The sequence below is a fragment of the Mesorhizobium sp. M1A.T.Ca.IN.004.03.1.1 genome (assembly GCF_003997555.1).
Lineage (GTDB): Bacteria > Pseudomonadota > Alphaproteobacteria > Rhizobiales > Rhizobiaceae > Mesorhizobium.
This window is the reverse complement of record NZ_RZTV01000011.1, coordinates 82754-107794: the sequence shown is the minus strand read 5'-3', so window position 1 is coordinate 107794 and position 25041 is coordinate 82754. Positions and strand designations below refer to the sequence as shown.

Sequence of the window (25041 nt, the reverse complement as noted above, 5' to 3'; positions counted from 1 at the left end):
TTACCGCCAAGCATGCCACAGCCCCAGCCGGATGGGATTGATGCGGATCAAGCCGACATATTGCCCCAGCAGAATGCATGTCGCGAATGTGCTAGGGCGGACCTGCGGCTCACGGAATGACGACGTACTGGATACCGCCGGCATGGAAGATCCCGAGCAGCAGCAGCTTCTCGAACCGGTTTGCCTGTCGCGCCACCTGCGTGGCGGAGTGCACCGGTTGCTGATCGACGCTCACGATGAAATCGCCGGCGATCAACCCTGCCCTCGCAGCGTCGCTCTCGGAGTCGACAGCCAGGATCTCCGCGCCGTCCGCTTGGCCATAAGCCGCAGAATCGGGCGAGATATCGGCCAGTGCTACCCCGGCAAGCAACCCCTCGCCTTTGACCTGCGCCGTGCTAACTGTGTTTGCTTCCTGCAGCTCCACCGGCAACTCGAGGAGCTTGTTGTGCCGGTCGATCGTGAGCGTGGCCTTTGCGCCAGCACCGAGCAGTCCAAGCGCTGTTCGAAGGTCAACGTCGCTGCGTATTGCCCGACCGTCCACGGCAACGACGACATCGCCAGCAAGGATGCCGGCGCTGCTTGCCGCAGATCCGGTCATGACCCGGCTGACGAGCGCGCCCGCAGAAATCTTCAACTTGAAGGCCTGGGCCAGCAACGGCGTGAAGTCCTGTATCAGCATGCCGAGCTCCCCGCGCCTGATCTTTCCGTGGGCGATCAACTCCCGCACCGCGTCCTTTGCCATATTGGATGGAATCGCAAAGCCTATCCCGACATTGCTGCCGGCCGGTCCGAAAATGGCGCTGTTGATACCCACCAGCTCGCCCCGGAGGTTCACGAGGGCACCTCCCGAATTGCCGGGATTGATCGACGCATCGGTCTGGATGAAATTCTCCAGACCGTCGGAACCAAGGCCCGATCGCCCCAATGCGCTGACAATGCCTATGGTGACGGTCTGGCTCAGACCATAGGGATTTCCGACGGCGGCAACGTAGTCGCCGACCCTGAGCTCGCTTGAGTCTCCCAGCGGCAGCGAAGTGAGCCTGTCGGCCTTTATCTGAACAACCGCCACATCGCTCGGCTGATCCATGCCGATCACCTTGGCCGGAAACGATCGGTGGTCCAGCAAGGTCACCGTGATCTCGTCGGCATTTTCAAGCAGATGACTGTTGGTCAACACATACCCGCTTTTTGCGTCGACGATCACGCCTGAACCGGCCACCTGGAACGAGCGTTCGTTTGCCGTGGGTTGCTCAGGAAGCCCGAAGAACTTTCGCAGGAAGGGGTCGGACAACATCGGATCGGATTCAGCGGTGCCCCTCCCTTGGATGGCAATGCTGACGACACTGGGAACGACGCGTTCAAGCATTGGAGCCAGCGATGGTATCTCATTGCCAACGCGAGATGGGTCGGCCGCCCAGACAACCGAGTTTGTGTACAGGACACAGATAGCTGCAAGCACCAGCACTGCGCGAAGAGTTTTGGGCTCCTCGCCGGCCGACCGCTGACCCCTCGTCATCGGCTTAGGCTCCTGATGTAGGCGACAATGGCCTCGATCTGCTGAGGATCAGCGACAAATTCCGGCATGTCCGGGTGACCCGTCGATATCCCTTCCGCCAACGCCTCTTCCAGATCCTCGATCGGATAGCGCCGGTGCAACAGTCGAAAAGGCGGTGCGTCCGGATGCGAACTTTTGCCGGTCGGTCCTGTTGCGTGGCAACGGGCGCAGTTTGCTTCCACGAGCTTCCTGCCATGGGCAATCTGCAGATTGTCTTGCGCCCATGCGAATGGCCCGCCAGGGAAAATGGCTATAACCACGACCATTTTTGATAGCGCCAGGCGTTTCATGGCCTCCGAATACGCGACGAATGAGCGCCGGACCTTGACTTGGCTCAAACTGGCGAAACCGTCCTGTCGTTCGAGCACACGCGCCGGGTGCCGTGCAAACTGTCTTCGAGTTGCCTGAGGCGGCGGCGACCCGGCCGAGCGCAACCTCAGCACTCGAATGGCTATCAACCAGTCGATCCAGACTGTCCATCAGGAGCCATGTTCTATGGTCGCCTCTTTCGCCCAATCGTCTGGATCCGGACGAATATCCGCATGGCTGCAACTGAGCTTTCTATAGGAACGGCCCGGGTGCCCAGGCTCGGAAACGATGCCCCGCCGCTGGTCAGGACGAAGTCGATGTCGGTGTCGAGGAGATGGATCAACTTGAATACCGAACGCCATGGCGCGACATGGTCCGTCTTAGAACACCGGGACCCTGATGTCTTCCACATGAAAGGCCTGCCGGCAACGCAAAGGCGCCCTTCGATAAGGTCATTGCCCAGATAGAGTTGTCGTTGCGACTGCATGCGGTAAGGCATGCGGGTCGAATCGGCATTCCAAGCCATGAGATCGGATCGCGATAGATGTTCCCGGCTTCTTCGTCTGGGGGTGGCAACACCGAGGAATCGGTTGCGTTCACAACCTCACCGCGCTCAGGTCTTGGTGGCGCTGTCGAATCCCTCGCCCCGGCGCCGATTCTCCGAGCTGAGGTTCGACTGGCGACTGGTTTCCCCTCTCTTCCTCGGCCACAACATTTCAGGTCGCAAGCGTGGCCGCGGCCATGTCGTCGATAGTTGTTTCCCCATCCTTGCGGACCTGGTCGGCTGTCTCCGAAGCAAGTCTGGCGCCGATGGATGCGAATTTGCCAGCCTCATTCGCATAGTCGGACGTAGCGTTCTGGATGAAGTTCACGAATATGTCGAACGCATCGACGAATCCATCACCGCCAGTCAACTCCTCAACAAGTCTGAGGTCATCCTCGAACCGCCGCTTAAGGAAGGATAGGCCTTCGATCTGGTAGCGCAGCAGGGCGCGGACCGAGTGTGCTTGCATCGCGGCCGTCGCGCGCAAGAATTTTTGGCCGGTCTGGGCGAAAGGCAGCAGCTGGGGCGCACGAAACTCTTCCGGGTTCCTGGTCAAGGTGGTTTCCCTCCTTGTTTCAAATTTCGTCTTCGAGCTGATGGAAGCGGGAGCGGCGTTCGAAGCCATGGCTGGCGGGCGAGCGCCTGCTTCTCTTGAACGATGCCAGCTCGAAATAGATCGCAACTCCGGCAAGAAAGCCGAGGCTGAGCACAGCGCCCCAGAGGAGGATATCTTCAGCGGACATAGGTGGATTCCTTGTTCAACCTGATCAAACATGGCTGGCCGAGCTTAAGTTGGCATTGATCGTGATCAATCGGGCTTATCGCCATTCGGTCCCGCATTTCGGGTTTTGATCGTGATCAAGGCGAAGGAAGGCAATGGCCGCGACAAGGTCGAAATCGACAAGCCTGTTGCGGATGCCAAGCGAGAGATGGATATGAGGGAATTGCCGCTTGCCGAAGTCTATCGCCTTATCGAACCTGGTCCCGTCGTTCTGCTCTCGACCCGATCCGAGCAAGGCCGCTCGAATGTCATGACCATGTCGTGGCACACGATGGTGGCGGTCGCGCCGCCGACGATTGCCTGCGTCGTGTCAAGCAATGACCGCTCGTTCTTCGCCTTGCGTCAAACGAAGGAGTGCGTGATTGCGATACCTGAAGTCGGCCTTGCCGAGAAGGTCGTGAAGGTCGGCAATTGCTCCGGCAGGGATACCGACAAGTTCGCAACGGCATGGTTGACGCCGCTTCCCGCCGAACGGGTGTCGGCGCCACTTGTGGCTGAGTGCTTCGCCAACCTCGAATGCCGCGTGGTCGATACCAGGCTGGTCAACAAGTACAATATGTTCGTGCTGGAAGTCCTCAAAGCCTGGGTTGATCCAGGTCAGCCAAAGCCGAAAACCATCCATCATGTCGGCTACGGCACCTTCGTCGTCGATGGTGAGGTAATCCATTTCGAATCGCGGATGCCATGAAGCGTTGCGCGCGCAGAGGCGATTTTGATCTGCATCAAGGCACGAGTGCGTCCTCGAAGTAGGGTTCCGCTCATCGAAGAAAGATCGAACCGAAGGCGCGTGCGATGGGTTACAAGTCAATCCTTCTAAACCTCAATATTGATGGGCCGATCGAACCGCTTACACGGATAGGTGTAAGCTTAGCCAAGCGCTTTGACGCCCGTTTGATCGGATTCTGCGCGGCGGATGCTCCGTTGCCGGTGACCATGGCGCCCGAGGGTGCGGCGGTCGCCGCCGAGATTTGGGAACAGTCAAGGGATGAAATCCGACGCCGCCTCGCCGACCTGAGCGGCGAGTTCGGCAATCTCGTGGCGGGAGCGGTCGAGACAGGCTGGCACGGAGAGATCGAAAATCCGGATCGTGCCGTGGCCCGGAGAGCCCGCATGGCCGATATCGTCGTCACCAGCGCTTCCCAAGGCGCATCTACGGGCGACTCTTATCGCACGGCCGATCCAGGCTCGCTGGTGCTGCGCGCCGGTCGGCCGGTCCTGGTCGCCGCCCATGGCGCGACGGATCTGCCGGCACGCAAGATCGTGGTGGCCTGGAAGGACACCCGTGAAGCTAGACGTGCGGTTGCTGACGCTGCGCCGCTCATGACTATGGCGAGCGAGGTCACGATCGTGGCGGTCGATCGCCATCCCGACGACTGGATCAGGGACAGCGTCAAGGACGTGGCGAGCTTCCTGGCCGGTCACGGCATCAAGCCGCGCACAGAGATCATCAAGACGACCGATGATGAAGGCAATCGCCTCGTCGATTTCTTCGCCTCGGTGAATGCCGAGCTGATCGTGTCGGGCGCCTATGGGCATAGCCGGTTGAGGGAGTGGGTTTTCGGCGGCGTTACCCGCTCGTTGCTGGACGAGGTGTGGCTCAATCGGCTGATGTCGAGCTGACGCCGCTGCCTAAGGGCACACCTGCATGATGACGGCGGCAGCCGTCGGATAGAGCATGGTGATCCGCAGCGCGAGGAGTGAGGAAATCGCCCGCCTGATCGCATGGCCGCAGTGAAGCATCGCTACCACTAAGGGAATGCGCGGGGCCGCTGCAATGGACTCTTTTCGACGCATTGACCGAAATCAAATTCTTCGCGTCGAAATCCTTCATATGTGGCGCAACCAGGCGCTAAAGGTAACGCCGCTCAATGAGAAATGCCGTCGCGAGGCTTGTCGACACCTGCAATGCTGAAAGAAGCAAGGGATCGGACTTTCCAACCATCTGGAGAGATGTGCTGAAGGCTCATCCTTGCGTGCTCGGGCAGCCGGTGCAGGACAACGGGGAGGACGGTCCCCTGCTGAGGATTCCCTTGATCACCGGCCAGGTCCTCGTGTTCCTGGGTTCGCATTTTTCTCTCTGGTGAATTTCCCACTGCCGGGTGGTCCTGACGGTTTGGTTGCATCCTGTCCAACTTGACGAGGATCAAGGTTGTTGCGTCCCTGACCTGTCTTGATGCCGCCAGCGATCACTCGGGACGCTGCCGATCTCCCGGGCGGCTGTCTCGGCCGCGTAAACATTGTCGACTGTGATGTCGATCGCCAACCGACCGGGCGTTCGGGCCGGCAGCGAGGTCGTCAGCGGGTTGTCAGGCTGTGCTTGCTAGACAGCGCTCGCGACCAATCATCTTCCAAGCAGCCCGCCTTTGTGGTCGCCGGACGGCGGATAGGAGCACTTTCGATGCAGTTTTTGAAAATTGGACTTGCGTTGACCACGCTGGCCGTTGCGGCGCCGGCGTTCGCGGATTCCACGGTCAACGTGAAATTATGGGACAAGAACGGCGACATGAACGCCGACGCCAAGATGGGAATGGGCATGCCGGCGAATATGAGCATGGCAATGATGAAGATTCAGGTCGACAAGAAGGTCGTGCCGGCTGGCAAGGTGACCTTCGATGTGACCAACACCTCCCAGGCCACGGTCCATGAAATGATTGTCGTGCCCGTGGTAGACCCAAAAAAGACAACGCTGCCATATATTTCGAACGAGAACCGTGTCGATGAGGATGCGGCCGGCCATCTGGGCGAGGTCTCGGAACTCGATCCGGGCAAGTCGGGTTCGCTGACGCTCGACCTGAAGCCGGGCTTCTACGCGGTCTTCTGCAACATCCCCGATCATTTCATGAACGGCATGTGGGCCACCATCAAGGTTCAGTAAGACGACACCGAGCACGCCCGGCGATGACCCGCGGCGTGCTCGCCCAGCCAAGTGCAGGTCGCGAGCTGTGAGAACGTCATCGCAATGGGTATCGCGTCCGTGCGCGGCCTAACGAGCCTGCCGCCGCAAGCCTTCCAGTGGTTGGACGTGCCTACGCCAATCAAGGCGAGTGGATAGGGTCAGGCGGTTTCTATGGCGCTTTTGATCGACATCACCGAATGCTTGACGAAGTCCTTGCCGATTTCGCCGACGAGTTTGGCGCTCAATGACGGCTGATAGTGCCTCCGCATCTCACCGAGCGTGCGCGGATCGGCGATCACCAGTATATGCTCGCAGGCTTTCTCGCGAGCCTTGTGATTGAGATAGCTCGCGATGGATGCGGCGAAGTCGTCCTCGCCCAGCCGGGACTCGTCCGGATTGGCGGTTGAACTGCGATGCCTGCCGCCGGATCCGGCGTGGGCCACTTCAAGGACCGAATCCTCGACTTCGATCAGGTCGAGACGAGGTTCGTGCCCCTTGTTGTGAAACAGCCGCAAGCTCTCGCCATCCGTAACCGCGACGAGGGTGCCGTTATTCAGGATCATGTGTTCCTCCGATGTGGGATCAGCCGAGCACTCTGGCGCCGCCCGATCACTTCTGTTGCCAGGCAGGTAAGCCCGGATCGCCTCGCATCGCTTTGACCTTGATCAATGCCGGGCAAGGCCATGCAATGACCGGCTAGAGCAATTCCAGGAAAAGTGTGAGCAGTTTTCCGTCCGGAATCGCGTAAAAACAAAGACTTAGAGCGTTTCACCGTTTCCGTGAAACGTGAAACGCTCTAAGTCGGGCAGAAGGCGGAATGGAGCGCCTCGATGACAGTCAACACCTCCGGGCGGGTGATACGGTAGTGAACCGTCGTCCCTTCGCGGCGAGCCTCGACCAGCCCGTCGGCCCTCAGCCGCATCAGCTGTTGAGACATCGGCACCTGGTCGATGTCCAGTAGTTCCCTCAGTTGAGCCACGGAGCGCTCCTGATTGCCGAGTGCGCATAGCACCAGCAATCGCTGCGGGTGCGACAGGCTCCGAAGCAATTCCGCCGCCTTGTCCGAGGCCGGGATCATATCTCTTACATTCATACTCTTGAATTTATAATCTTTGAATGTTAGATGCAAGCTCGCCATCCGGGCTCCGTCGAAGCCACACCCTACAACCGCGCCGGCCCGTTTGGAAATTGAGCCTGATCAACGCAGAGCGCGGGCTCTCCAGCGCAGAATGCTGCGAAAGATCAAATACCGGGAGGATCATCATGTCACACATCGTCGTCCTCGGAGCAGGTCTCGGCGGCACCATCATGGCATACGAAATGCGCGACAAGCTGCGCAGCGACGACCGATTGAGCGTCGTCACGCTCGGCACGTCCTATTCCTTTGTGCCCTCCAATCCCTGGGTGGCCGTCGGATGGCGGGAGCGCGACGACGTCACCGTCGATCTGGCGAATACCTTCAAGCGGCGCGGCATCGCTCTGCGCCCCGAAGGCGCGAAGAAGGTGCATCCGAAGGAAAACCGGATCGAGCTCAACGACGGCTCCTTCGTCGACTACGACTATCTGATCATCGCGACCGGCCCCGACCTTGCCTTCGATGAGGTGCCGGGTCTCGGACCTGCCGGCCATACCCAATCCATTTGCCACATCGATCATGCCGTCGCCGCGCGGGCGAGGTTCGACGAATTGGTCCGCAAGCCCGGCCCGATAGTCGTGGGCGCGGTCCAGGGCGCATCCTGCTACGGCCCGGCCTATGAATTCGCCTTCATCCTCGACACCGCGCTGCGCAAGGCCAGGGTGCGCGACCGCGTGCCGATGACCTTCGTCACGCCGGAGCCCTATATCGGCCATCTCGGCCTCGACGGAGTCGGCGACACCAAGGGCCTGCTCGAGAGCGCCATGCGCGATCGCCACATCAAGTGGGTCACCAACGCCAAGGTGGCTTCGGTCGACGCCGGCGTGATGCATGTCGAAGAAGTCAACGACGATGGGACGACCAAGGCCAAGCATGACCTTCCCTTCGCCTTCTCGATGATGCTGCCGGCTTTCCGCGGCGTGCCGGCGGTGATGGGTGTCGAGGGCATGGTCAATCCACGCGGCTTCGTCACCATCGACAAGCATCAGCGCAACCAGACCTATCCGAACGTCTTCGCGATCGGCGTCTGCGTTGCTATTCCGCCGGTCGGCAAGACACCGCTTCCCGTGGGCGTGCCGAAGACGGGCTTCATGATCGAATCCATGGTCACGGCCACCGCCGAGAACATCGGCGCGCTTCTGCGCGGCGAGGAGCCGAGGGCTGTCGCGACATGGAATGCGGTCTGCCTCGCCGATTTCGGCGATGAAGGCATAGCCTTTGTCGCGCAGCCGCAGATCCCTCCCCGCAACGTCAACTGGTCCTCGCAGGGCAAGTGGGTTCACGCGGCGAAGGTCGGGTTCGAGAAATACTTCCTCCACAAGGTGCGGCAGGGGAAGAGCGAGACCTTCTATGAGGGGCTGGCGCTCGACGTTCTCGGCATCAAGAAACTCAAGGCCATCCACATCGAGCCGGCCGAATAGGCACGGCGATATCCAGGAGAAAATGGATCATGACGATAGACAGGGCAGTTCTCATGTTCGCGGGCTTCATGGTGCTGATATCGCTCGCGCTCGGCATCTACTATTCGCCCTACTGGTTCCTGCTGACCGCATTCGCCGGGCTCAACATGGTGCAGGCCTCGGTCACGGGCTTCTGCCCGGCGGCGATGGTCTTCAAAAAGCTCGGCTGCAAGCCGGGCGTGGCGTTCAAATAAACGGCACGTCATCGAGCAATTGGCCGCTAGCCGGGAGGCGGCCCAGTCGCCTCCCGACCCATTTCAATCGGCGAGACAAGCATAATGAGAACAATACGATCGGCCCTCGCGAACATTGTTCTGATCGGCGCCGCCGGCCTTGTCGCGGTCGATGCGCGCGCCGCCGATTTCACGGTCAAGGCCGCGGCCGTCACCGAGATGAAGGCTGTGTATGGACAGGTGGAGAGCCGCACGATCCTGCCGGCCAGGGCGAGGATTTCGGGAACCGTCGCGTTCGTCCGCGTCTCGGAGGGCGCTGAGGTAAGCAAAGGCGACGTGATCGCCACCGTCGTCGACGACAAGCTCGCCTTGCAGCTCAGAGCCGCCGACGCCAAGATCGCGGCACTGAATTCGCAACTCGACAGCGCCCGCACCGATCTGCAGCGCGCGCAGGACCTGCTCGCCAAGGGTGCCGCCGCCCAAAGCCGGGTCGACGCCGCGAAGACGCAGTTCGATGTCGTCACGAACCAGCTGGCGGCTGCGATTGCCGAGAAGGCGGTCATCGAGCAAAGCACCAGGGAAGGCGATATCCTGGCTCCGGCCGACGGCCGGGTGCTGACGGTACCGGTGGCCGCCGGCTCGGTGGTCATGGCGGGCGAACCTGTCGCACGGGTGGCGTCGGGCCAATACTATCTGCGACTGTCCTTGCCGGAACGGCACGCCGTCGAAATAACGGAAGGCGCCCGCGTCGACATCGGTGAACGCGGCACGGGTACCAATGCTGGCTTCGTCAAGGCCAGCGAGGGACGGATTGCCAAGGTCTACCCCGAGATCGAGAGTGGCCGCGTGATTGCCGACGTCGAAGTCGCCGATATCGGGACCTATTTCGTCAATGAGCGCACGCTCGTTTCCATACCGGTTGCGAAACGGACCATGCTGGGCGTTCCGCCGGAGGCACTCAGGACCGTGCACGGCATAGACTACGTCACCGTCGAGACGGCGGACGGCCCACTAGAGGTCGCGGTCGTGCTAGGCGGGGAATTCCAGGACGCCGGCCAGCCTCGCGTCGAGATCCTGAGCGGTCTTGCCGATGGCGACAAGGTCGTCCTGCCATGAAACTCGGCATCGCCGGCTGGCTTACCCGTTCCTTCATCGCATCGCCGCTGACGCCTCTGTTCCTGCTGGCCGCGCTGGCGCTCGGGCTCGTGGCCCTGGTCACGTTGCCGCGCGAGGAGGAGCCGCAGATCTCCGTTCCCATGGTCGACATCCACGTGTCCGCCAACGGCCTGAAGGCCGAGGATGCCGTCAAACTCGTGACCGAGCCGCTGGAGACGATCATCAAGGGCATTGACGGCGTGGAGCACGTCTACTCGCAGACGATGGATGACGGCGCGCTGGTGACCGCGCGCTTCAAGGTCGGCACCAGCTCGGACGCCGCGATCCTGCGCGTCCACGACAAGGTCCGCGCCAACATGGATCGCATCCCGGTTGGGATCCCGGAGCCGCTGATCGTCGGGCGCGGCATCGATGATGTCGCTATCGTGGTGGTGACACTGACGCCGGCGCGAGAGGCAGCGACGCGCTACTCCTCTGCGGACCTGACGCGTCTTGCGCATGAGCTGCAGGTCGAGGTCGCGAAGCTTCCCGATATCGGCCTCACCTACATAGTCGGGGAGCAGCCGGAAGAGATCCAGGTCGAGCCGGATCCGGAAAAGCTCTCGCTCTATGGCATCACGCTGCAGCAGCTGACGGGCAAGATCGCCGGCGCCAACCGTTCCTTCCAGATCGGCACGGTGCGCGACCAGGGCAATCAGCGGGTGCTGGTGGCCGGCCAGACGCTGCAGGCTTTGTCCGACATCGGCAACCTTTTGCTGACCGCTCGTGACGGCCGGCCGGTCTATATCCGCGACGTCGCCAGCGTCGTGCTGGCGACGTCGCCGGCGGAAAACCGCGTCACCGACGTCGTCAAGTCCGACAAAGGTCTCGAGCGCGCGCCGGCCGTGTCGGTGGCGATCGCGAAGCGGCCGGGCACCAACGCGGTCGTCATCGCCGATACGATCGTCAAGCGCCTCGACCAGGTGCGCGGGCAGATCTTCCCCAAGGACGTCGAGATGGCCGTGACGCGCAACTATGGCGAAACGGCCAATGAGAAGGCCAACGAACTGCTCTTCCATCTCGGTCTGGCGACCGTCTCCATCGTGCTCTTGGTCGCCGTCGCCATCGGCTGGCGGGAAGCTCTGGTGGTGGCCGTGGTGATACCCACGACGATCCTGCTGACCATGTTCGCATCGCGCATCATGGGCTACACGCTGAACCGCGTCAGCCTGTTCGCGCTGATCTTCTCCATCGGCATCCTCGTCGACGATGCAATCGTGATCATCGAGAACATCGCGCGCCACTGGGCGATGGACGATGGACGTTCGCGCACCCAGGCGGCGATCGACGCGGTCGCCGAGGTCGGCAATCCCACCATCGTGGCGACGCTGACCGTGGTGGCGGCGCTGCTTCCCATGCTGTTCGTCTCCGGCCTCATGGGTCCCTATATGAGCCCGATTCCGGCCAATGCATCGGCGGCGATGCTGTTCTCCTTCTTCGTCGCGGTGATGCTAACACCCTGGCTGATGATGAAGCTCGGCGGCAAGGATCAAGCCGGCGCGCATGGCCACGCCGGCAGCGCGCATGGCGGCGTGCTGGGACGCATCTATGTCGCGGTGGCGCGGCCGATCTTGAAGTCGCGGTTCCGGGCGTGGGCCTTCCTTTTGGCCGTCGGCATCGCCACGATTGGGTCCATGGCGCTGATCTACACCAAGCAGGTGACGGTCAAGCTTCTGCCCTTCGACAACAAGACCGAACTCCAGATTGTGGCGGACCTGCCCAAGGGCTCGTCGGTAGAGGAGACCGACCGGCTGCTGCAGGCAGCCGTGAACCGGCTGGCCTCGGTGCCGGAAGTGGTTTCGTTCCAGACCTACGCAGGCGCCGCCGCGCCTTTCAACTTCAACGGCCTGGTGCGCCACTACTACCTGCGATCGAGCCCCGAACAGGGCGACATCGCAGTCAACCTGCTTCCCAAGGGCGAGCGCAGCCGCGCCAGCCATGCCGTTGCGCTCGACTTGCGCGATCGCTTGAAAGGAATGGCGATGCCTGCGGGCACGGTGCTGAAGGTGGTCGAGCCGCCGCCGGGGCCGCCGGTGCTCGGCACGCTGCTGGCCGAAATCTACGGCCCGGATGCCGAGACCCGTCGCGCGGTCGCGGCCAAGGTGCGCGAGACCTTCGCCAGCGTCCCGTTCATCGTCGACGTCGACGACAGCTTCCACAACCAGCCGGAACGGCTCCGGCTTTCGATCGACCAGGACAACCTGGAATATTACAAGGTTGAGCAGGCGGACGTGTACGACACGCTGAGCTATCTCTACGGCGGGACCACTGTCGGCTACTCGCACCGAGGCGGCGGACGCCTGCCGATCCCGATCCGCATCGCCTTGTCCAAGACAAATGGCGTGGTCGACCAGCGTGCCTTGGCAACGCCGGTGGCCGCAAACGCGCTGCCCGGCGCGCGCGACGTTGTCGAGCTTGGCGACGTCGTGCGGGTGAGCCGGGAGGCGGCCTCCTACCCGATCTTCCGCCACAACGGGCGCCCGGCCGAGATGGTGATGGGCGAACTGGCCGGCGCGTTCGAAGCGCCGGTCTATGGCATGCTCGCCGTGGACGATGCGATCGCCAAGGCGGACTGGGGCAACGTCCCAAAGCCGGCCATCGCGCTGCACGGCCAGCCGGACGACGAATCCAAGCCCACCCTGTTGTGGGACGGCGAGTGGGAGGTGACCTGGGTGACGTTCCGCGACATGGGCGCCGCCTTCATGGTGGCTATCCTCGGCATCTACATCCTGGTCGTGGCGCAGTTCGGATCGTTCAAGCTGCCGCTGGTCATCCTGACCCCGATCCCGCTGACGCTGATCGGCATCATGCTCGGCCACTGGGCCTTCGCCGCGCCCTTCACGGCCACCTCGATGATCGGCTTCATCGCGCTCGCCGGCATCATCGTGCGCAACTCTATCCTGCTGGTGGATTTCATCCGACACGCCAGAGGGCCCGACGAACCGCTCGTCGGCGTGCTGCTCAAGGCCGGCGCGATCCGCTTCAAGCCGATCCTGCTCACCGCGCTCGCGGCGATGATCGGCGCGGCGGTGATCCTGACCGACCCTATCTTCCAGGGGCTGGCTATCTCGTTGCTGTTCGGCCTCGCCTCGTCGACGCTGCTGACGGTGCTGGTCATCCCGGCGATTTATGTGGCGCTGCGAACCTGACATGCCATTTTTACGGCCCTCGCCGCATTCGAAAGGTTTACTTGATCAGTTGCGCGAACGCAGATGGTGCTTGCCAGGTTGAGAGTCGGATATCGAACGTTTATCGGCCTTCCCTTAGTTCACGAGGGACAGAGGTCGCTGAGATAGTTGCGCACGGTTTTGACATGTTTGGCCCGATAATCCGTCACATTTCGCAAAGAAAGCCAGTCATGCCACTTTTAACAGCTGCAATTGAGCAGAATTGCTCCTGGCGGGCACGGTACCAGCGCCGACGACCACATTCTCATCATGCAGCTTGCCGATGATACCACCGAACCGTTCGGGTTTGGCCGCGAAGTGGTGTCCAGGTCCGCACCCCTGTCGCACGCGACATCGCCAAGGCCAACCGGCTGCTTGAGGAGACAGGCCACGCGGACTTTCAGTTCTAGCTGATCACGGCCGATGAGGACTTTAACCGCAACACGGGCGATGCCATCGCGGCGCTGTTGCGGGAAGCGAAGGTCACCATCAAGCACACTGTCCGCCAAGTTCGCCCTTCTGAAACAACTAGACAAAGTATCCGTTCTGGCTGCACCGGAAGCTCCGCTCAGCTAGCCGCGCATCGCTCCTGCAGCAACGCTCATGCGCGTTTCGCCTTTCCGATCCGCGGCTCTCTTCGCCATGTTCTTGGCGAGCCCGACTAACCGGAGGACAGAACGCTTTGGATTGGAATCGAGCCAGACAGCCCTGATCGAGCTGACACTGTTGTGGCCTTCAAGGGGCATCCACTTCGCCGAATCGACGGTGATGGTGCGGGCATAGCTCTCCTCTGCAAAAGTTACTCCTTGGCCGAGTTGAACCTTGAGAATGATCGTCGCCAGGTCCGCCGAAGACGCCTGGAGGACCGGCCCACCAGCCGCCGCAATACGTTCCAGCAGTCGTAGATCAAGCCGTGGCCCCTCCTGTCCGGCTGAAATCAACAGGCACATATCCGCGAGGTCGGACCACGCGACCGCCGGCTTGTCGACAAGGGGATGGCGCGACGAAAGGAGTACGAAAAGGGGCTCCTGCCAGAATACCTCGCTGCAGCAGGACGTCATCTGGCCGAGGTCGTGGGTAAAGGCAATGTCAAGTCGACGCCGACGTATGGCAGCCAGGCACTGCCCGGCTGGAATATCTTCGATGGAGAGGTTCACCTCGGGGTATCGGCTGCTAAAACGATCAATGAGCCGCCTGAGAAATTCCCCTCCTGTCACCCAGCACAATCCGATGCGGAGCGTCCTTGCATCCTTGTAGCCTCGGGCACACTGGATGAAGGCGTCGAGCAGACCATCGTAGTGAGCGCGCACAACGTCGATCCACGCCCCTCCAGCCTCGGTCAACCGAACCCCGCGAAAATCGCGCTCGAACAGTTGCATGTCTAAATGCTGTTCGAGTTTGAGAACATTGCGACTAACAGAGGATTCCCGGACCCTCAGGGCTCTTGCCGCCCGCCGCAGGCTGCCGTAATCCGCCGCTGCAAAAGCATAGGCCAGCAACCGAAGGGCGTTGCCGTCGCCGGTCATGCAGCCTGCGCCTTGCGGATTATCGGCATGGGCAAGGTCTGTTTCGCGCCAAATGGTTCGGACTTCTTCGCGCGGACGGTATAGGCCGAGCCGGCGATGATATTGTCGTGCGGGTCGTAGGGATCACTGCCGAGCTGGTATCGGACGCGCAGGTCGGACCAGGTTTCGGGCACAATCTGCATCAGGCCCATCGCTCCCTTGCGCGAAGTGGCGCGTTGATCGCCTGCGCTCTCGGCGCCAAGAACGGCGCGGATCCAGGTTGGCGGAAGGCGGAAGCGCTTCGCCGCTTCCGCGATGTGGGTATCGTAGCGACCGCGCGCCGTCAGTGTGGCGACCGGCGAGCTCTGCGCCGGCGCATTGGCGGGAAGGATGCAATTGACGTGTAGCCCGCCAAGCAGAATAAGCGCCGGACGCCAGATCGCGCGAGACGCGTGCGTTCTCATTTTGCCCGTCGGCTGACGGCGCGCCGACATCGCTTAGTCCTTCTCGGCGCGATCGCGCTGGCGCGACCATTGCAAAGACCAGGACGTCTTGTCGTCGCCGTTTTGGAACAGATACGCCCGAACCGGCTGCGCAAAAGTCGGGTCGTCGATCTGCAACGATATGAACTCGCCGGCCTTCTCGCTCGAGTGTTTCCAGCCGGCCCCGATCGTGCTGCCGTCTTCGCCGCCGGCGTGCACACGATAGTCGGGCGCATTGTCCGCATCGCTCGATTCAGCCGCGACGATCGCGACCTCAAGGTCAAGACTAAGCGTGCGAATTCGCCCCGAATACCCGGTCTGATGGCGAATAAATTCTCCGATCTGTGGCATAGTGCTTTCTCCTGTCTTTGATGTGTGCGGTGACGATTGACGGCTCCAAAGAGTGCCGCCGATGGCGCACTCACCGCGCTGCCGCGCGCCATTGGAAGCGGCCGTCGCCCTGCTCGTCGGTCCATAGCGGGACCGCGTGGCCAATAACGTGATCGGTGGAAACGAGGCCGAAGTAGCGGCCATCGAGGCTGTCGCGAACCCAGCGGTTCATCAGGAAAACGGCGCCGACCGGGATGCGCAGGCAGCCCTGCCAGATCGGCAGGCCACGGCCGACGTGATCGCGCTCGAGCGCAACGCCCACGTCAGAGCCATCGACCGCAATCGTGAACCCGTTGCGGCACACGGTCTGACCGGAGACTGCAAGAATATGCTTCAGCAGCAGCACGCCTTTCGGCAGATAGCCGCGCCCGGCAAGGAATGTTGCAAGCGGTTCGGGCTGTTTCACAGCGACGAGATCGCCCACTGAAAACGCCCCTGCGCCGTCGATGCGGTAGAAGCCGATCGGTGCGCTGGCCGACGCGTTCCAGACAAACTTCGGCGGGACTGGCTTGAGAACAGGGTAAAGCGCACCAACCGTCGCAAGTGCCGTCACGAGGGCAAACGGTATGCGCCTGCTCCCCGGCCTGTCACCGCCGATCGTATCGAGCGCGCGCTCGACCGCGTGGCGGAAATTATCATGGCGCGGGGCGAACAGGGCGAGGCATGGCTTCCACTATACGACCATCTGGAACAAGCCTTGCGGGATCACCAGGCGAAGGAAGCACGTCTCGAAGAAGTGCGCCAGCGCGTCATACGATTGCGGGATCGAATGGCAGGGCGATCTTCATGAGTTCTTCCTGCCACATCTTCATCTCGCCACCCTCGCCATATTTCGGGCGATCGATGGTGTGCCCCATCAGCATGCGGCGAAGTTCTTCATCCAGCCTGGCGTTTTTCATCCGGTCTTCAAACGAGTGGCGCAGCGAGTAGACCGTGTGCTCGCTCGTTGGAAACAGGTTGTGTTTCTTGAAATGTTTATTCACTGCGGCCGACAGCTGAGCTTCGCGATCCTTGTATCGGGGAAAGCCTTGCGGATGTCTCTTGAACACTTCAAGCGCTACGCCGACCAAGGGCACCCTGCGCACAGACGATTCCGTCTTGATCTCACGCGGATCCTCGGGGTCCTCCCTAGGCTCGACAGAGATGTGAGGCACTTCATGATCGAGATGGATGACACCGGCATGCAGATTTGCAAGTTCGCTCGGTCGGCACCCTGTCTCGACGAATGCCAGAACGATGCCTCGAGCCTGGTCGTTGAGCTTCGACAAAGCACCTGGCGCTAGGATTTTGTCCTTGATCCAGTCCGTCGGGAACGGTGGCCGGCTACGTTTTGATTTATCCTTGAACGACAGGTCCGCAAAAGGATTTTTCTGTTCGGGGAAACCCAGATGGCGGTAATAGTCCCCGTAGAGCATTCGGAGGTTGCCCATGTTGCGGTTGCCGGTCGACGCCGAACGGTCGCCCGGGCCCTCTTCAGGCGCCACGCGGTCTAGCCAGTATTTGTGGACCTTGCGAGCATCATCGCGGGTAATCTGGCTCATAGGCTTGTCTTCGACCAGTTCGATGAACACGTCGACGCTCATCTTACGCTTGGCCTTCCACCGCTTGCGCTGATCAGGACTCTTCGTCCGCAGTTCGTCTCGGACTATTTCAGAGAAGTATAGCTGAAGCGCTTCAGATATCTTGTGGTCTGGCGGCGCTACCGTGCCCGTCACGGCGTCGACGACGGGAGATTTTGCGGGTTCCGCGACCGTGCTCTCGACTCGCCGCATGATGGTCTCGAGCGACTCGGAGGCAAGAATTTCGCCAAGCGGCCGGTAAACGAACCCTAGCGATTCTGCTCTCTTCACAGCGAGCTTGTAGCGGGTCTGCGCGGCCTGAGGATTTTCTCCAAGCAGCAATGCCGCCCAGAGCCCATTGTCTGCGGCCTCGTGGAGGTCGCGCGCGGTTCTGGCCCTTGATCTATCCCGCGTGTCTAGCGAGCGACGAACGAATTGGCCGCGATCATCAAGGCCCCTGACCTCTGTGGGGACTCGGCGTCGATAATGGAAATGATCGCCCCTGAGCTGGAGGTAGCGGTCAGGATCTTCCTGTTCGCGCCTTCGTCCCATGACTCGCAACCGCCATTTGTATCACAATAGGTAGCACAATTGGTGACACAAAATCGCGTTCTGAGCAACCCTGAAAGCCAAAATCCAGAGTTTTATGGAGCAAAATCAAAGGCTTACGAGAGATGGTGATGGTACCGTTGGCTGGGCTCGAACCAGCGACCCCCAGATCCACAATCTGGTGCTCTAACCAACTGAGCTACAACGGCACATCCGCCTGAGCGCAATCCGAAGAGAAAATCATTCCCCGTGTCCGCTCCGTCGTCGGCGATGCGTCCAATACGGATTATCGGAGTCTAATTCAAGGCCTTTGATGAGGCAAAGATCCGATGAACGAACCCGCGCAGTCCTGATTGGGCAAAGAAAAGGCCGGCGGGAGGAGGTGCCGGCCTTTTCCTGTTACGAGCCAGCGGGAGGAGGAGCTGGCTGGTCACCCCGGAGAGTAAAGGGAGGAGGTTTCACACTCCGGGTATTCATCTCATCAATTCATCGCACATCTATTTGTCTGACGAAATGCGACGTTTTGATGCATCGTTGAGTTGCGCCTGAAATCAGGCCGCCTTGATGTCCTTGAACGCCTTCTCGAAAGCGGTCTTCACCGGCTTCGAGACGTCCTCGACAGCCTTGGAGGCGACGGCCTGAAAGTCCTTGGCCTGCTCGACGGCCATCTCAGCGCGCTTGCGCAGGAAGGCAGTCTGCAGCTCGACGACTTCCGACAGCGTCTTGGCGCCGACCAGGGCTTCAAGGTGCGAGAAGCTGGCCTCGGCATTGGCGCGAAGGATGGCAATGGTCTTCAGCGAGACATCGCCGGAAACGGTCTTGGCGGTCTCGTAGGTCGACTCCAGAACCTTCTGGGTCTCCTCGGCGCCGTTCTTCAGTTTGGTGTAGGCCTCTTTCGACTGCTCGACGCCCTTCTCGGCGAAGGCGCGGATCTGGTCGGTGGCTTTGGAAGCGTCAAAGCTCGGGAATTCAACGTTCTCGATGGTCTCAGCGGTCTTGGCAGTCTTGGACATTTTCCAACCTTTCAAGGGCAGCGGCTTTGACGGAAAGCCGTCTCGTTCATGTATGATGGCAATATAAAGGCAAGTTTTGTGCATTGCAATATCTTTGTTGCACTGCACCATAAAAAAATCGCCCCGCCATTAACCAAGAGCCCAGAGATTTCGGCCGATACACGGCATGGCTTGTGGACCTTGGTCCCGTACGCTTTTATTAACAAAGCGTTAACTCAAAAAGCCCGCCTGGAAGGTCTGCCAGCGCATGCCGCCTGAAAACTACTCCTTCCTCGACGTCGCCGTGCTCGACGCGGTGCGCCAGCGCTTCGCCGCCGGCGACGCGCTGGCCATACTGTCGGCCGATCTCGAGCAGGTGATCTGGGCCAACGGGCCAGGTGCCGCGGTATTCGGCTATCCGGACATCGAAGCAATCATCGGCGCTTCCGCGCGGCTGCCGCTAGTTGCCAGGCGGCAGATCATGGCGACCAGCGGCTTTCCGGATATCGGCAGCGACCGCGCCGTCACCGTGCGGCTGGCGACCGGCATGGTCAGCCGCGCCGTCGGCTTGCTCGCCAGCGCGGTAACGATGCCGGACGGCGAAAAGGCGATCATGCTGGCGATGCCCGCGGCGCAGACCGGCTCGCGCGGCGCCGCCGAAATCGCCAGCCGCGCCATTGGCGGCTTCACCGAGGCCGGACATTTCATTGCCTTCGTCGATGCCCAAGGCCATGTCGAGGCGGCTTCGGAGGGATTTGCCGCGCTCGGCATCAGGCCGGAGACGCTCGCTGCCCTGGTCGCGGACGTGGCAAGTGCTGGAGACCGCATCGTCAAGCGGCTTGTTCCCGGCGCAAGCACCTCCTACCCGGCCGGGCTTGCGCGCTTGACCGACGCGCGCCATCTCCTGGTGGTGATCGACGAAGACCAGCTCGACGGGGAGCGGAACGACCAGCCCGACGCCGGTAAGTCGGCAGCGCCGGAAGGCGCGCCCACCGTCTCCGAAGACAAAAACACCACAGTCATCGCCGAGCCGAGCCGAGAGAACAATACCCAGTCTCCGGCCGCGGCAACGGGCGAAAAGGCAGACGTGGTCCCGCCGGCGGCCACGGATGACGCCCGGCCAACGCAAAGGACCGCGGCCACGGCCGACCGCGCGCCGGATGCTGCGCTGGTAGGCGGTGCCGGCCCGGCGCAGCATGACCATTGGTATTTCAATGCCGGCGGCGACGATGTGAAGGGGCCGGAGAGGCCGCCACAGATCGGACCGGCGGAGGTCGCGGCCGCAAGCCGGCAGCACACCGCCGGAACGGCGGCCGAGCCGAGCGCGGCGCGCAACATCGACCGTTCGGCGCCGCCGCTGCGTTTCGTCTGGCGGACCGACGCCGAAGGTAAGTTCAGCGCGCTGTCGCCGGAATTCGCCGATATCGTCGGCAAACCCGCCGCCGATGTGATCGGTCGCCGCTTCAGGGATGTCGCGACGACTTTCGGCCTCGACGCATCGGGCGAGATCGCCACTCTGCTCGAGCGGCGCGATACCTGGTCGGGACGCTCGGTGCTGTGGCCGGTGGCGGGCACGGACCTGAAGATCCCCGTCGATCTTGCGGCGCTGCCGGTCTATGGCCGCAGCCGCGCCTTCGAAGGCTTCCGCGGCTTCGGCGTCGCGCGCAGCGGCGACGCCGTTGTCGACCCGGAAGCGCTCGGCATGGCGCTGGTGCCCAATGGCGCCGCTCCGACAGAACCCGAACCTGCCGCCGGGCAACCCGCGGCCGAGCCGGCGAAACCTGCCGACCCGTTCCTGGGCGAAGTGCCGGCGCTGACCATCGTGCCCAAGCCGGAGCGCCGCTATGCCGACAAGGTGATCCGGCTGGCCGAGCACAGGCAGCCGGCCAACGACAAGCAGCCGGGAAATGACAGGCCGGCGAGTGAGAAAGGGCTGTCGATCCTCGAGCGCAGCGCCTTTCGCGAGATCGGCGAGCGGCTGCGGAAGGACAGTTCGGGACCGGCCGAGCCGCCAAGCGGCGCAACCGCGGGTGCTCAAAAGCAATCAGATGCGGCTGCAACCGCCGACAAGGCTGCTCCCAAGGCCGAACAACCGTTGGCCGGTGAGAGGAAGACCGATGGTACGGCCGAAGCGGAGACCGAGGCGGAAGATCAGAAGGATCTGGCTCGGCTCGATGGCCTCGATGTTCCCGAGGCAGCCGCTGGGAAAGACGAAACGCCCGCCGCCTCCGGGTCGCTGCTCAACTATGCCGGGCGCGAGAAAGCCGCCGATGAAGCGGAGGAAGCGCGTCCCGACAGGCGCCAAACCGCAGCGGCGGACAGGGCAGCTGAACCGACGGCCGAGCGGCCAGGAGCCGAAGCCCCTGCCCCTGAGGCAGGCGCTAGCGACGACGACGGCATGACCGCCGACGATTTTCGCGACGCGGAAGACAGCGAGGACTGGGTCGGTTCCGACCGGGATGGCGCCCTGCCCGCGGCTGAACAGCCTGGCGAAGCGAAAGCGCCGCCACCGAAAAGGCCGCGCCTCACGGTGCCGCCGCTCAAGCTCGAGGGCTTCGTGCCCTCGGCTTTCTCCACCGGGGAAGACGGCAGGGCTCCCGATACGTCCATCCTCGCCAGGCTGCCTGTGCCGCTGCTCATCCATTCCGGCGACGTGCTGCACTATGCCAATGAGGCGTTCCTGGAGCTCACCGGCTACGACGCGCTGGAAGACCTTGCCGATGCCGGCGGGCTCGGCGCGCTGTTCGCCGACCATTACGCCGATGATGGCGAGACCGACGAAAGCGACCGTTCGCTGAAGCTCACAACCCGCCAGAGCCAGGAATTCCCGATCGATGCGCTCCTGCGCTCGGTGCCGTGGCGCGGCGGTAAGGCGCTGATGCTGGTGGTGCGCCGCTCGGGCGAGGACGAGGCGCCCTCCGCCCATCTCAGCGCGGCCAATGACGAGCCGAACCAGCAGCCGGACGTGTCCGAGCTGAAGTCGCGAATCGCCGAAATGCGCACCATCATCGACACCGCCACCGACGGCGTGGTGCTGATCGGCCGCGACGGCAACATCCGCTCGATCAGCCGCCCGGCTGAAGCCCTGTTCGGCTTCGACAGCGACGAGATCGCCGGCAAGCCCTTTGCCTCGCTGTTCGCCATCGAGAGCCAGCGCGCAGCGCGCGACTATCTCGTCGGCCTTTCCGAACCTGGCGTGGCGAGCTTGCTGAACGACGGGCGCGAGGTGATCGGCCGCGAGGCGCAAGGGCGCTTCATCCCGCTGTTCATGACCATCGGCAGGCTGCCCAACGACAGCGGCTTCTGCGCCGTCGTGCGCGACATCACGCAGTGGAAGCGGGCCGAGGAAGACCTCACCCAGGCGCGCGCCGTGGCCGAGCGCGCCTCCTCGCAGAAGACGGATTTCCTCGCCCGCATCAGCCATGAGATCCGCACGCCGCTCAACGCCATCATCGGCTTTTCCGAACTGATGGTGGACGAGAAGTTCGGACCGGTGGCCAACGACCGCTACCGAGACTATCTGCGCGACATCAACCGTTCAGGCAACCATGTGCTCGACCTCGTCAACGACCTGCTCGACATCTCCAAGATCGAGGCCGGCCAGCAGGAGATGGCCTATGAGGCGGTGTCGCTCAACGACACGCTGGCCGAAACGGTGGCGATGATGCAGCCGCAGGCCAACCGCGAGCGCGTCATCATCCGCTCGAGCTTCGCCTCGCGGCTGCCGGAAGTGGTGGCGGATTTGAGGAGTGTGCGCCAGATTGCGTTAAACATACTGTCGAACGCCATCCGCTATACCCAGGCCGGCGGCCAGGTAATCGTGTCCACCGCCTACGAGACCTCCGGCGACGTTGTCATGCGCGTGCGCGATACCGGCATCGGCATGACGCCGGCCGAGATCGAGCAAGCACTGAAGCCGTTCAAGCAGATCAATGCGCTCAAACGCGGCCGCGGCGACGGCACCGGCCTTGGGCTGCCTCTGACCAAGGCGATGGTGGAGGCCAACCGTGCCCGCTTCACTATCACCTCGACACCTGGCGAAGGCACGCTGGTCGAAGTCGTCTTCCCATCGACGCGCGTGCTGGCCGAATAACGATCCGCAAGACAAGCTTTCGGCCAAAGAAAAAGGCGTCCTGGAGGACGCCTTGGAAATGAGATGCTGTCACAACGGGGCTTGAGCTGAACCTCAGGGGACGAGGAACGGGATTTCTCCCTCAAGTTACACGCGACTATCGGCGCCGTCCCTTAACAAGTCCTTACCGGGAGCCAAAAAAATTTACGAATGTGTACCACTCGTGAAATCTAGGTAAATTGGACCGACACTATTTCTTAACCATGCCGGGGAGGCCTAATCAGCAAGCTGCGGCAGGTTCTTGAACAGCTCCAGCGCCTCGGGATTGGCGAGCGCTTCCTTGTTCTTGATGGCGCGACCATGCACCACGTCGCGCACGGCAAGCTCGGTGATCTTGCCCGACTTGGTGCGCGGGATGTCGGTGACGGCAACGATCTTCGCCGGCACATGGCGGGGGCTGGCGCCCGAGCGGATTCTGTCGCGGATGCGCTTTTGCAAATCCTCATCGAGGCTCACGCCGGCGGCCAGCCGCACGAACAGCACGACGCGCACGTCGTTGTCGAAATCCTGGCCGATGCAGAGCGCCTCCAGGATTTCCGGCATCTGTTCGACCTGGTTGTAGATCTCGGCCGTGCCTATCCTCACCCCGCCTGGATTGAGCGTGGCGTCGGAGCGGCCATGGATGATCATGCCGCCATGCGCCGTCCATTCGGCGAAGTCGCCATGGCACCAGATGTTGTCGAAGCGCTCGAAATAGGCCGCGCGGTACTTCTTGCCTTCCGGATCGTTCCAGAAGCCGATCGGCATCGACGGGAATGCCTTGGTGCAGACGAGTTCGCCTTTCTCCTGCCGGACCGGCTTGCCGTCGTCGTCCCACACGTCCACTGCCAGGCCGAGGCCCGGCCCCTGGATCTCGCCGGTCCGGACCGGCTCGGTCGGGACACCCAGCACGAAGCAGGAAACGATGTCGGTGCCGCCGGATATCGAGGCGAGATGCACGTCCTTCTTGATGCCGTCATAGACGAAGCGGAAATCCTCCGGCGACAGCGGCGAGCCTGTGGAAGAGATGGTCCGCACGCTTGCAAGGTCGTGGCTGTCGATCGGCTTCAGCCCTGCCTTGCGTACGGAATCGATGAATTTCGCCGAAGTGCCGAAATAGGTCATCTTCTCGGCATCGGCGAAATCGAACAGCGCATTGCCGTCGGGGTAGAAGGGCGAACCGTCATAGAGCAGCAACGTCGCCCCCGAGGCGAGGCCCGAGACCAGCCAGTTCCACATCATCCAGCCGCAGGTGGTGAAGTAGAAAAAGCGGTCGCCGTCCAGCAGGCCGGCATGCAGCCGCTGCTCCTTGACGTGCTGGATCAGCGTGCCGCCGGCCGAGTGCACGATGCATTTCGGGATTCCGGTCGTGCCGGAGGAGAACAGAATGTAGAGCGGGTGCGAAAAAGGCAGCCGCTCGAAGGCGAGCGGCCTGGCGGCAAAGGGCGAGAGCGCTCCTTCCAGCGCCTCGGCCTTGTCGATGGTGGCGGCGACATCGGCCGACGTGCCGAGATAGTCGACGATCAGCACCTTGCGCACGGTCGCGAGTTTCTCGGCCACCGCGCGGATCTTGTCGGCGACCTCGATGGCTTTGCCGTTGTACCAATAGCCGTCAGGCGCGATGAAGACGACCGGCTCGATCTGGCCGAAACGGTCGAGCACGCCCTGTTCGCCGAAATCAGGTGAGCAGGAAGACCAGACCGCGCCGATCGAGGCGGCAGCCAGCATGGCAGCGACCGTCTCCGGCATGTTCGGCATCATGGCGGCGATGCGATCGCCCTCTCTGACGCCGATCGACAGGAAGAGCTGCTGCAGGCGCGAAGTGAGCGCATGGAGCTCGTTCCAGGACAGCCGGCGCTCGACCTTGTCCTCGCCGCGGAAGACGATGGCCAGGCTGCCGCCGGTTTTTTTCAGAAGGTTCTCAGCGAAATTGAGTTTCGCGTCGGGAAAGAAGGCGGCGCCAGGCATCTTCTCGCCATCGACCAGAGCCCGCTCGCCCTTGTCGCCGACAAGTCCGCAAAAGTCCCACACGAGGTCCCAGAACGCTTCGCGGTCGTCGATCGACCAGCGGTGGAGCTCGGCATAGCTGGAGAAAGCCTGGCCAGACTTGCCAGCCGCAGCTTTCATGAAGGCAGTCATGGGCGCGGAGGCGATCCGGTCCTGCGTCGGCGTCCACAAGGGGGTGTCGGCAGCCATATCGTTCCTCCCAAAGCGCGTCGCGATTGCGGCAATTAAGCCTGATGTCGCCTGCGTCGTTGTCCAAAAACCGGCGTGGCGT

Annotated in this window: 23 protein-coding genes and 1 tRNA gene; 10 read left to right on the top strand and 14 right to left on the bottom strand. The window is 62.2% G+C overall.

What is annotated here, in order from left to right:
* Positions 1-109: 109 nt before the first annotated feature.
* From EOD29_RS26010 to EOD29_RS36085, 4 genes are all read right to left on the bottom strand, one after another.
* Positions 110-1366: a Do family serine endopeptidase gene (locus EOD29_RS26010; RefSeq protein ID WP_164763841.1), complete on the bottom strand. Its 1257-nt coding sequence runs from the start codon at positions 1364-1366 to the stop codon at positions 110-112.
* A gap of 146 nt (positions 1367-1512) precedes the next feature.
* Positions 1513-1845 carry a cytochrome c gene (locus tag EOD29_RS26005; protein ID WP_127248332.1) on the bottom strand — a complete coding sequence of 111 codons (333 nt, stop codon included), beginning with the start codon at positions 1843-1845 and terminating at the stop codon, positions 1513-1515.
* A 735-nt stretch (positions 1846-2580) separates the two neighbouring features.
* Positions 2581-2964 (bottom strand): phasin family protein, encoded by a 384-nt coding sequence (locus tag EOD29_RS25995; protein ID WP_245475431.1) that lies wholly within the window; start codon positions 2962-2964, stop codon positions 2581-2583.
* Between the two features lie 19 nt (positions 2965-2983).
* Positions 2984-3151, bottom strand: coding sequence for a hypothetical protein (locus EOD29_RS36085; protein WP_164763840.1), 168 nt, complete (start codon positions 3149-3151; stop codon positions 2984-2986).
* A gap of 192 nt (positions 3152-3343) precedes the next feature.
* Between EOD29_RS36085 and EOD29_RS25990 the strand changes: the two genes are divergently transcribed.
* From EOD29_RS25990 to EOD29_RS37275, 4 genes are all read left to right on the top strand, one after another.
* Positions 3344-3877 carry a flavin reductase family protein gene (locus EOD29_RS25990; RefSeq protein WP_127248382.1) on the top strand — a complete coding sequence of 178 codons (534 nt, stop codon included), beginning with the start codon at positions 3344-3346 and terminating at the stop codon, positions 3875-3877.
* A 239-nt stretch (positions 3878-4116) separates the two neighbouring features.
* Positions 4117-4809: a universal stress protein gene (locus EOD29_RS25985; protein ID WP_245475443.1), complete on the top strand. Its 693-nt coding sequence runs from the start codon at positions 4117-4119 to the stop codon at positions 4807-4809.
* A 248-nt stretch (positions 4810-5057) separates the two neighbouring features.
* The gene (locus EOD29_RS25980) at positions 5058-5273 is read left to right on the top strand and encodes a hypothetical protein (RefSeq protein ID WP_127248330.1); all 216 of its coding nucleotides are present in this window, start codon (positions 5058-5060) and stop codon (positions 5271-5273) included.
* A gap of 89 nt (positions 5274-5362) precedes the next feature.
* On the top strand, positions 5363-6064 hold the full coding sequence (locus tag EOD29_RS37275; protein ID WP_245475430.1) for a plastocyanin/azurin family copper-binding protein: 702 nt from the start codon (positions 5363-5365) through the stop codon (positions 6062-6064).
* 179 nt (positions 6065-6243) lie between these two features.
* Here EOD29_RS37275 and EOD29_RS25970 read toward each other — a convergent pair whose 3' ends face one another.
* The gene (locus tag EOD29_RS25970) at positions 6244-6648 is read right to left on the bottom strand and encodes a host attachment protein (RefSeq protein WP_127248329.1); all 405 of its coding nucleotides are present in this window, start codon (positions 6646-6648) and stop codon (positions 6244-6246) included.
* A gap of 233 nt (positions 6649-6881) precedes the next feature.
* A complete protein-coding gene (locus EOD29_RS25965; RefSeq protein ID WP_245475429.1) occupies positions 6882-7223 on the bottom strand; it encodes a metalloregulator ArsR/SmtB family transcription factor in 342 nt (113 codons plus the stop codon).
* Between the two features lie 125 nt (positions 7224-7348).
* On the opposite strand from EOD29_RS25965, the gene EOD29_RS25960 reads away from it, so the two are divergent.
* The 4 genes from EOD29_RS25960 (at position 7349) to EOD29_RS25945 (ending at position 13157) form a co-directional block, all read left to right on the top strand.
* The gene (locus EOD29_RS25960; protein WP_127248328.1) at positions 7349-8641 is read left to right on the top strand and encodes an FAD/NAD(P)-binding oxidoreductase; all 1293 of its coding nucleotides are present in this window, start codon (positions 7349-7351) and stop codon (positions 8639-8641) included.
* A 29-nt stretch (positions 8642-8670) separates the two neighbouring features.
* Positions 8671-8874 carry a DUF2892 domain-containing protein gene (locus tag EOD29_RS25955; protein WP_127248327.1) on the top strand — a complete coding sequence of 68 codons (204 nt, stop codon included), beginning with the start codon at positions 8671-8673 and terminating at the stop codon, positions 8872-8874.
* An 84-nt stretch (positions 8875-8958) separates the two neighbouring features.
* Complete coding sequence (locus EOD29_RS25950) at positions 8959-9969, top strand: efflux RND transporter periplasmic adaptor subunit (protein WP_127248326.1); 1011 nt, start codon at positions 8959-8961, stop codon at positions 9967-9969.
* Complete coding sequence (locus EOD29_RS25945; protein ID WP_127248325.1) at positions 9966-13157, top strand: efflux RND transporter permease subunit; 3192 nt, start codon at positions 9966-9968, stop codon at positions 13155-13157. Before EOD29_RS25950 ends, EOD29_RS25945 begins: the two co-directional genes overlap by 4 nt.
* 590 nt (positions 13158-13747) lie before the next feature.
* Here EOD29_RS25945 and EOD29_RS25940 read toward each other — a convergent pair.
* The 7 genes from EOD29_RS25940 to EOD29_RS25910 form a co-directional block, all read right to left on the bottom strand.
* The gene (locus EOD29_RS25940; protein ID WP_127248324.1) at positions 13748-14701 is read right to left on the bottom strand and encodes a LysR family transcriptional regulator; all 954 of its coding nucleotides are present in this window, start codon (positions 14699-14701) and stop codon (positions 13748-13750) included.
* Entirely contained in the window at positions 14698-15144 is a 447-nt protein-coding gene (locus EOD29_RS25935; protein WP_206520497.1) for a transglycosylase SLT domain-containing protein, read from the bottom strand. Before EOD29_RS25935 ends, EOD29_RS25940 begins: the two co-directional genes overlap by 4 nt.
* Before the next feature lie 33 nt (positions 15145-15177).
* Positions 15178-15513, bottom strand: coding sequence for a DUF736 domain-containing protein (locus EOD29_RS25930; protein ID WP_127248322.1), 336 nt, complete (start codon positions 15511-15513; stop codon positions 15178-15180).
* A 70-nt stretch (positions 15514-15583) separates the two neighbouring features.
* Positions 15584-16105, bottom strand: coding sequence for a S26 family signal peptidase (locus EOD29_RS25925; protein WP_128203450.1), 522 nt, complete (start codon positions 16103-16105; stop codon positions 15584-15586).
* 196 nt (positions 16106-16301) lie between these two features.
* Positions 16302-17663: a DUF6538 domain-containing protein gene (locus EOD29_RS25920; protein WP_127248320.1), complete on the bottom strand. Its 1362-nt coding sequence runs from the start codon at positions 17661-17663 to the stop codon at positions 16302-16304.
* 129 nt (positions 17664-17792) lie between these two features.
* Positions 17793-17869, bottom strand: a tRNA-His gene (locus tag EOD29_RS25915).
* Positions 17870-18211: 342 nt separating this feature from the next.
* Positions 18212-18673 (bottom strand): phasin, encoded by a 462-nt coding sequence (locus EOD29_RS25910; RefSeq protein WP_067327297.1) that lies wholly within the window; start codon positions 18671-18673, stop codon positions 18212-18214.
* Positions 18674-18721: 48 nt separating this feature from the next.
* On the opposite strand from EOD29_RS25910, the gene EOD29_RS25905 reads away from it, so the two are divergent.
* Both EOD29_RS25905 and EOD29_RS25900 read left to right on the top strand, forming a co-directional pair.
* Complete coding sequence (locus EOD29_RS25905) at positions 18722-18931, top strand: hypothetical protein (RefSeq protein WP_127248319.1); 210 nt, start codon at positions 18722-18724, stop codon at positions 18929-18931.
* A complete protein-coding gene (locus EOD29_RS25900; RefSeq protein ID WP_127248318.1) occupies positions 18921-22745 on the top strand; it encodes a PAS domain S-box protein in 3825 nt (1274 codons plus the stop codon). The genes EOD29_RS25905 and EOD29_RS25900 overlap by 11 nt, the downstream gene beginning before the upstream one ends.
* 255 nt (positions 22746-23000) lie before the next feature.
* Here EOD29_RS25900 and EOD29_RS25895 read toward each other — a convergent pair whose 3' ends face one another.
* On the bottom strand, positions 23001-24959 hold the full coding sequence (locus EOD29_RS25895) for an acetoacetate--CoA ligase (RefSeq protein ID WP_127248317.1): 1959 nt from the start codon (positions 24957-24959) through the stop codon (positions 23001-23003).
* Positions 24960-25041: the final 82 nt, after the last annotated feature.

What these genes read in the sequence shown, in the direction of transcription:
- EOD29_RS26010 (WP_164763841.1), bottom strand. Translation starts at nt 1,366, where the DNA reads ATGCTTGAACGCGTCGTTCCCAGTGTCGTCAGCATTGCCATCCAAGGG.
- EOD29_RS25970 (WP_127248329.1), bottom strand. Translation starts at nt 6,648, where the DNA reads ATGATCCTGAATAACGGCACCCTCGTCGCGGTTACGGATGGCGAGAGC.
- EOD29_RS25935 (WP_206520497.1), bottom strand. Translation starts at nt 15,144, where the DNA reads ATGAGAACGCACGCGTCTCGCGCGATCTGGCGTCCGGCGCTTATTCTG.
- EOD29_RS26005 (WP_127248332.1), bottom strand. Translation starts at nt 1,845, where the DNA reads ATGAAACGCCTGGCGCTATCAAAAATGGTCGTGGTTATAGCCATTTTC.
- EOD29_RS25945 (WP_127248325.1), top strand. Translation starts at nt 9,966, where the DNA reads ATGAAACTCGGCATCGCCGGCTGGCTTACCCGTTCCTTCATCGCATCG.
- EOD29_RS36085 (WP_164763840.1), bottom strand. Translation starts at nt 3,151, where the DNA reads ATGTCCGCTGAAGATATCCTCCTCTGGGGCGCTGTGCTCAGCCTCGGC.
- EOD29_RS25965 (WP_245475429.1), bottom strand. Translation starts at nt 7,223, where the DNA reads ATGGCGAGCTTGCATCTAACATTCAAAGATTATAAATTCAAGAGTATG.
- EOD29_RS25990 (WP_127248382.1), top strand. Translation starts at nt 3,344, where the DNA reads ATGAGGGAATTGCCGCTTGCCGAAGTCTATCGCCTTATCGAACCTGGT.
- EOD29_RS25950 (WP_127248326.1), top strand. Translation starts at nt 8,959, where the DNA reads ATGAGAACAATACGATCGGCCCTCGCGAACATTGTTCTGATCGGCGCC.
- EOD29_RS25895 (WP_127248317.1), bottom strand. Translation starts at nt 24,959, where the DNA reads ATGGCTGCCGACACCCCCTTGTGGACGCCGACGCAGGACCGGATCGCC.
- EOD29_RS25940 (WP_127248324.1), bottom strand. Translation starts at nt 14,701, where the DNA reads ATGACCGGCGACGGCAACGCCCTTCGGTTGCTGGCCTATGCTTTTGCA.
- EOD29_RS25955 (WP_127248327.1), top strand. Translation starts at nt 8,671, where the DNA reads ATGACGATAGACAGGGCAGTTCTCATGTTCGCGGGCTTCATGGTGCTG.
- EOD29_RS25900 (WP_127248318.1), top strand. Translation starts at nt 18,921, where the DNA reads ATGCCGCCTGAAAACTACTCCTTCCTCGACGTCGCCGTGCTCGACGCG.
- EOD29_RS25920 (WP_127248320.1), bottom strand. Translation starts at nt 17,663, where the DNA reads ATGGGACGAAGGCGCGAACAGGAAGATCCTGACCGCTACCTCCAGCTC.
- EOD29_RS25960 (WP_127248328.1), top strand. Translation starts at nt 7,349, where the DNA reads ATGTCACACATCGTCGTCCTCGGAGCAGGTCTCGGCGGCACCATCATG.
- EOD29_RS25980 (WP_127248330.1), top strand. Translation starts at nt 5,058, where the DNA reads ATGAGAAATGCCGTCGCGAGGCTTGTCGACACCTGCAATGCTGAAAGA.
- EOD29_RS37275 (WP_245475430.1), top strand. Translation starts at nt 5,363, where the DNA reads ATGCCGCCAGCGATCACTCGGGACGCTGCCGATCTCCCGGGCGGCTGT.
- EOD29_RS25910 (WP_067327297.1), bottom strand. Translation starts at nt 18,673, where the DNA reads ATGTCCAAGACTGCCAAGACCGCTGAGACCATCGAGAACGTTGAATTC.
- EOD29_RS25930 (WP_127248322.1), bottom strand. Translation starts at nt 15,513, where the DNA reads ATGCCACAGATCGGAGAATTTATTCGCCATCAGACCGGGTATTCGGGG.
- EOD29_RS25905 (WP_127248319.1), top strand. Translation starts at nt 18,722, where the DNA reads ATGTATGATGGCAATATAAAGGCAAGTTTTGTGCATTGCAATATCTTT.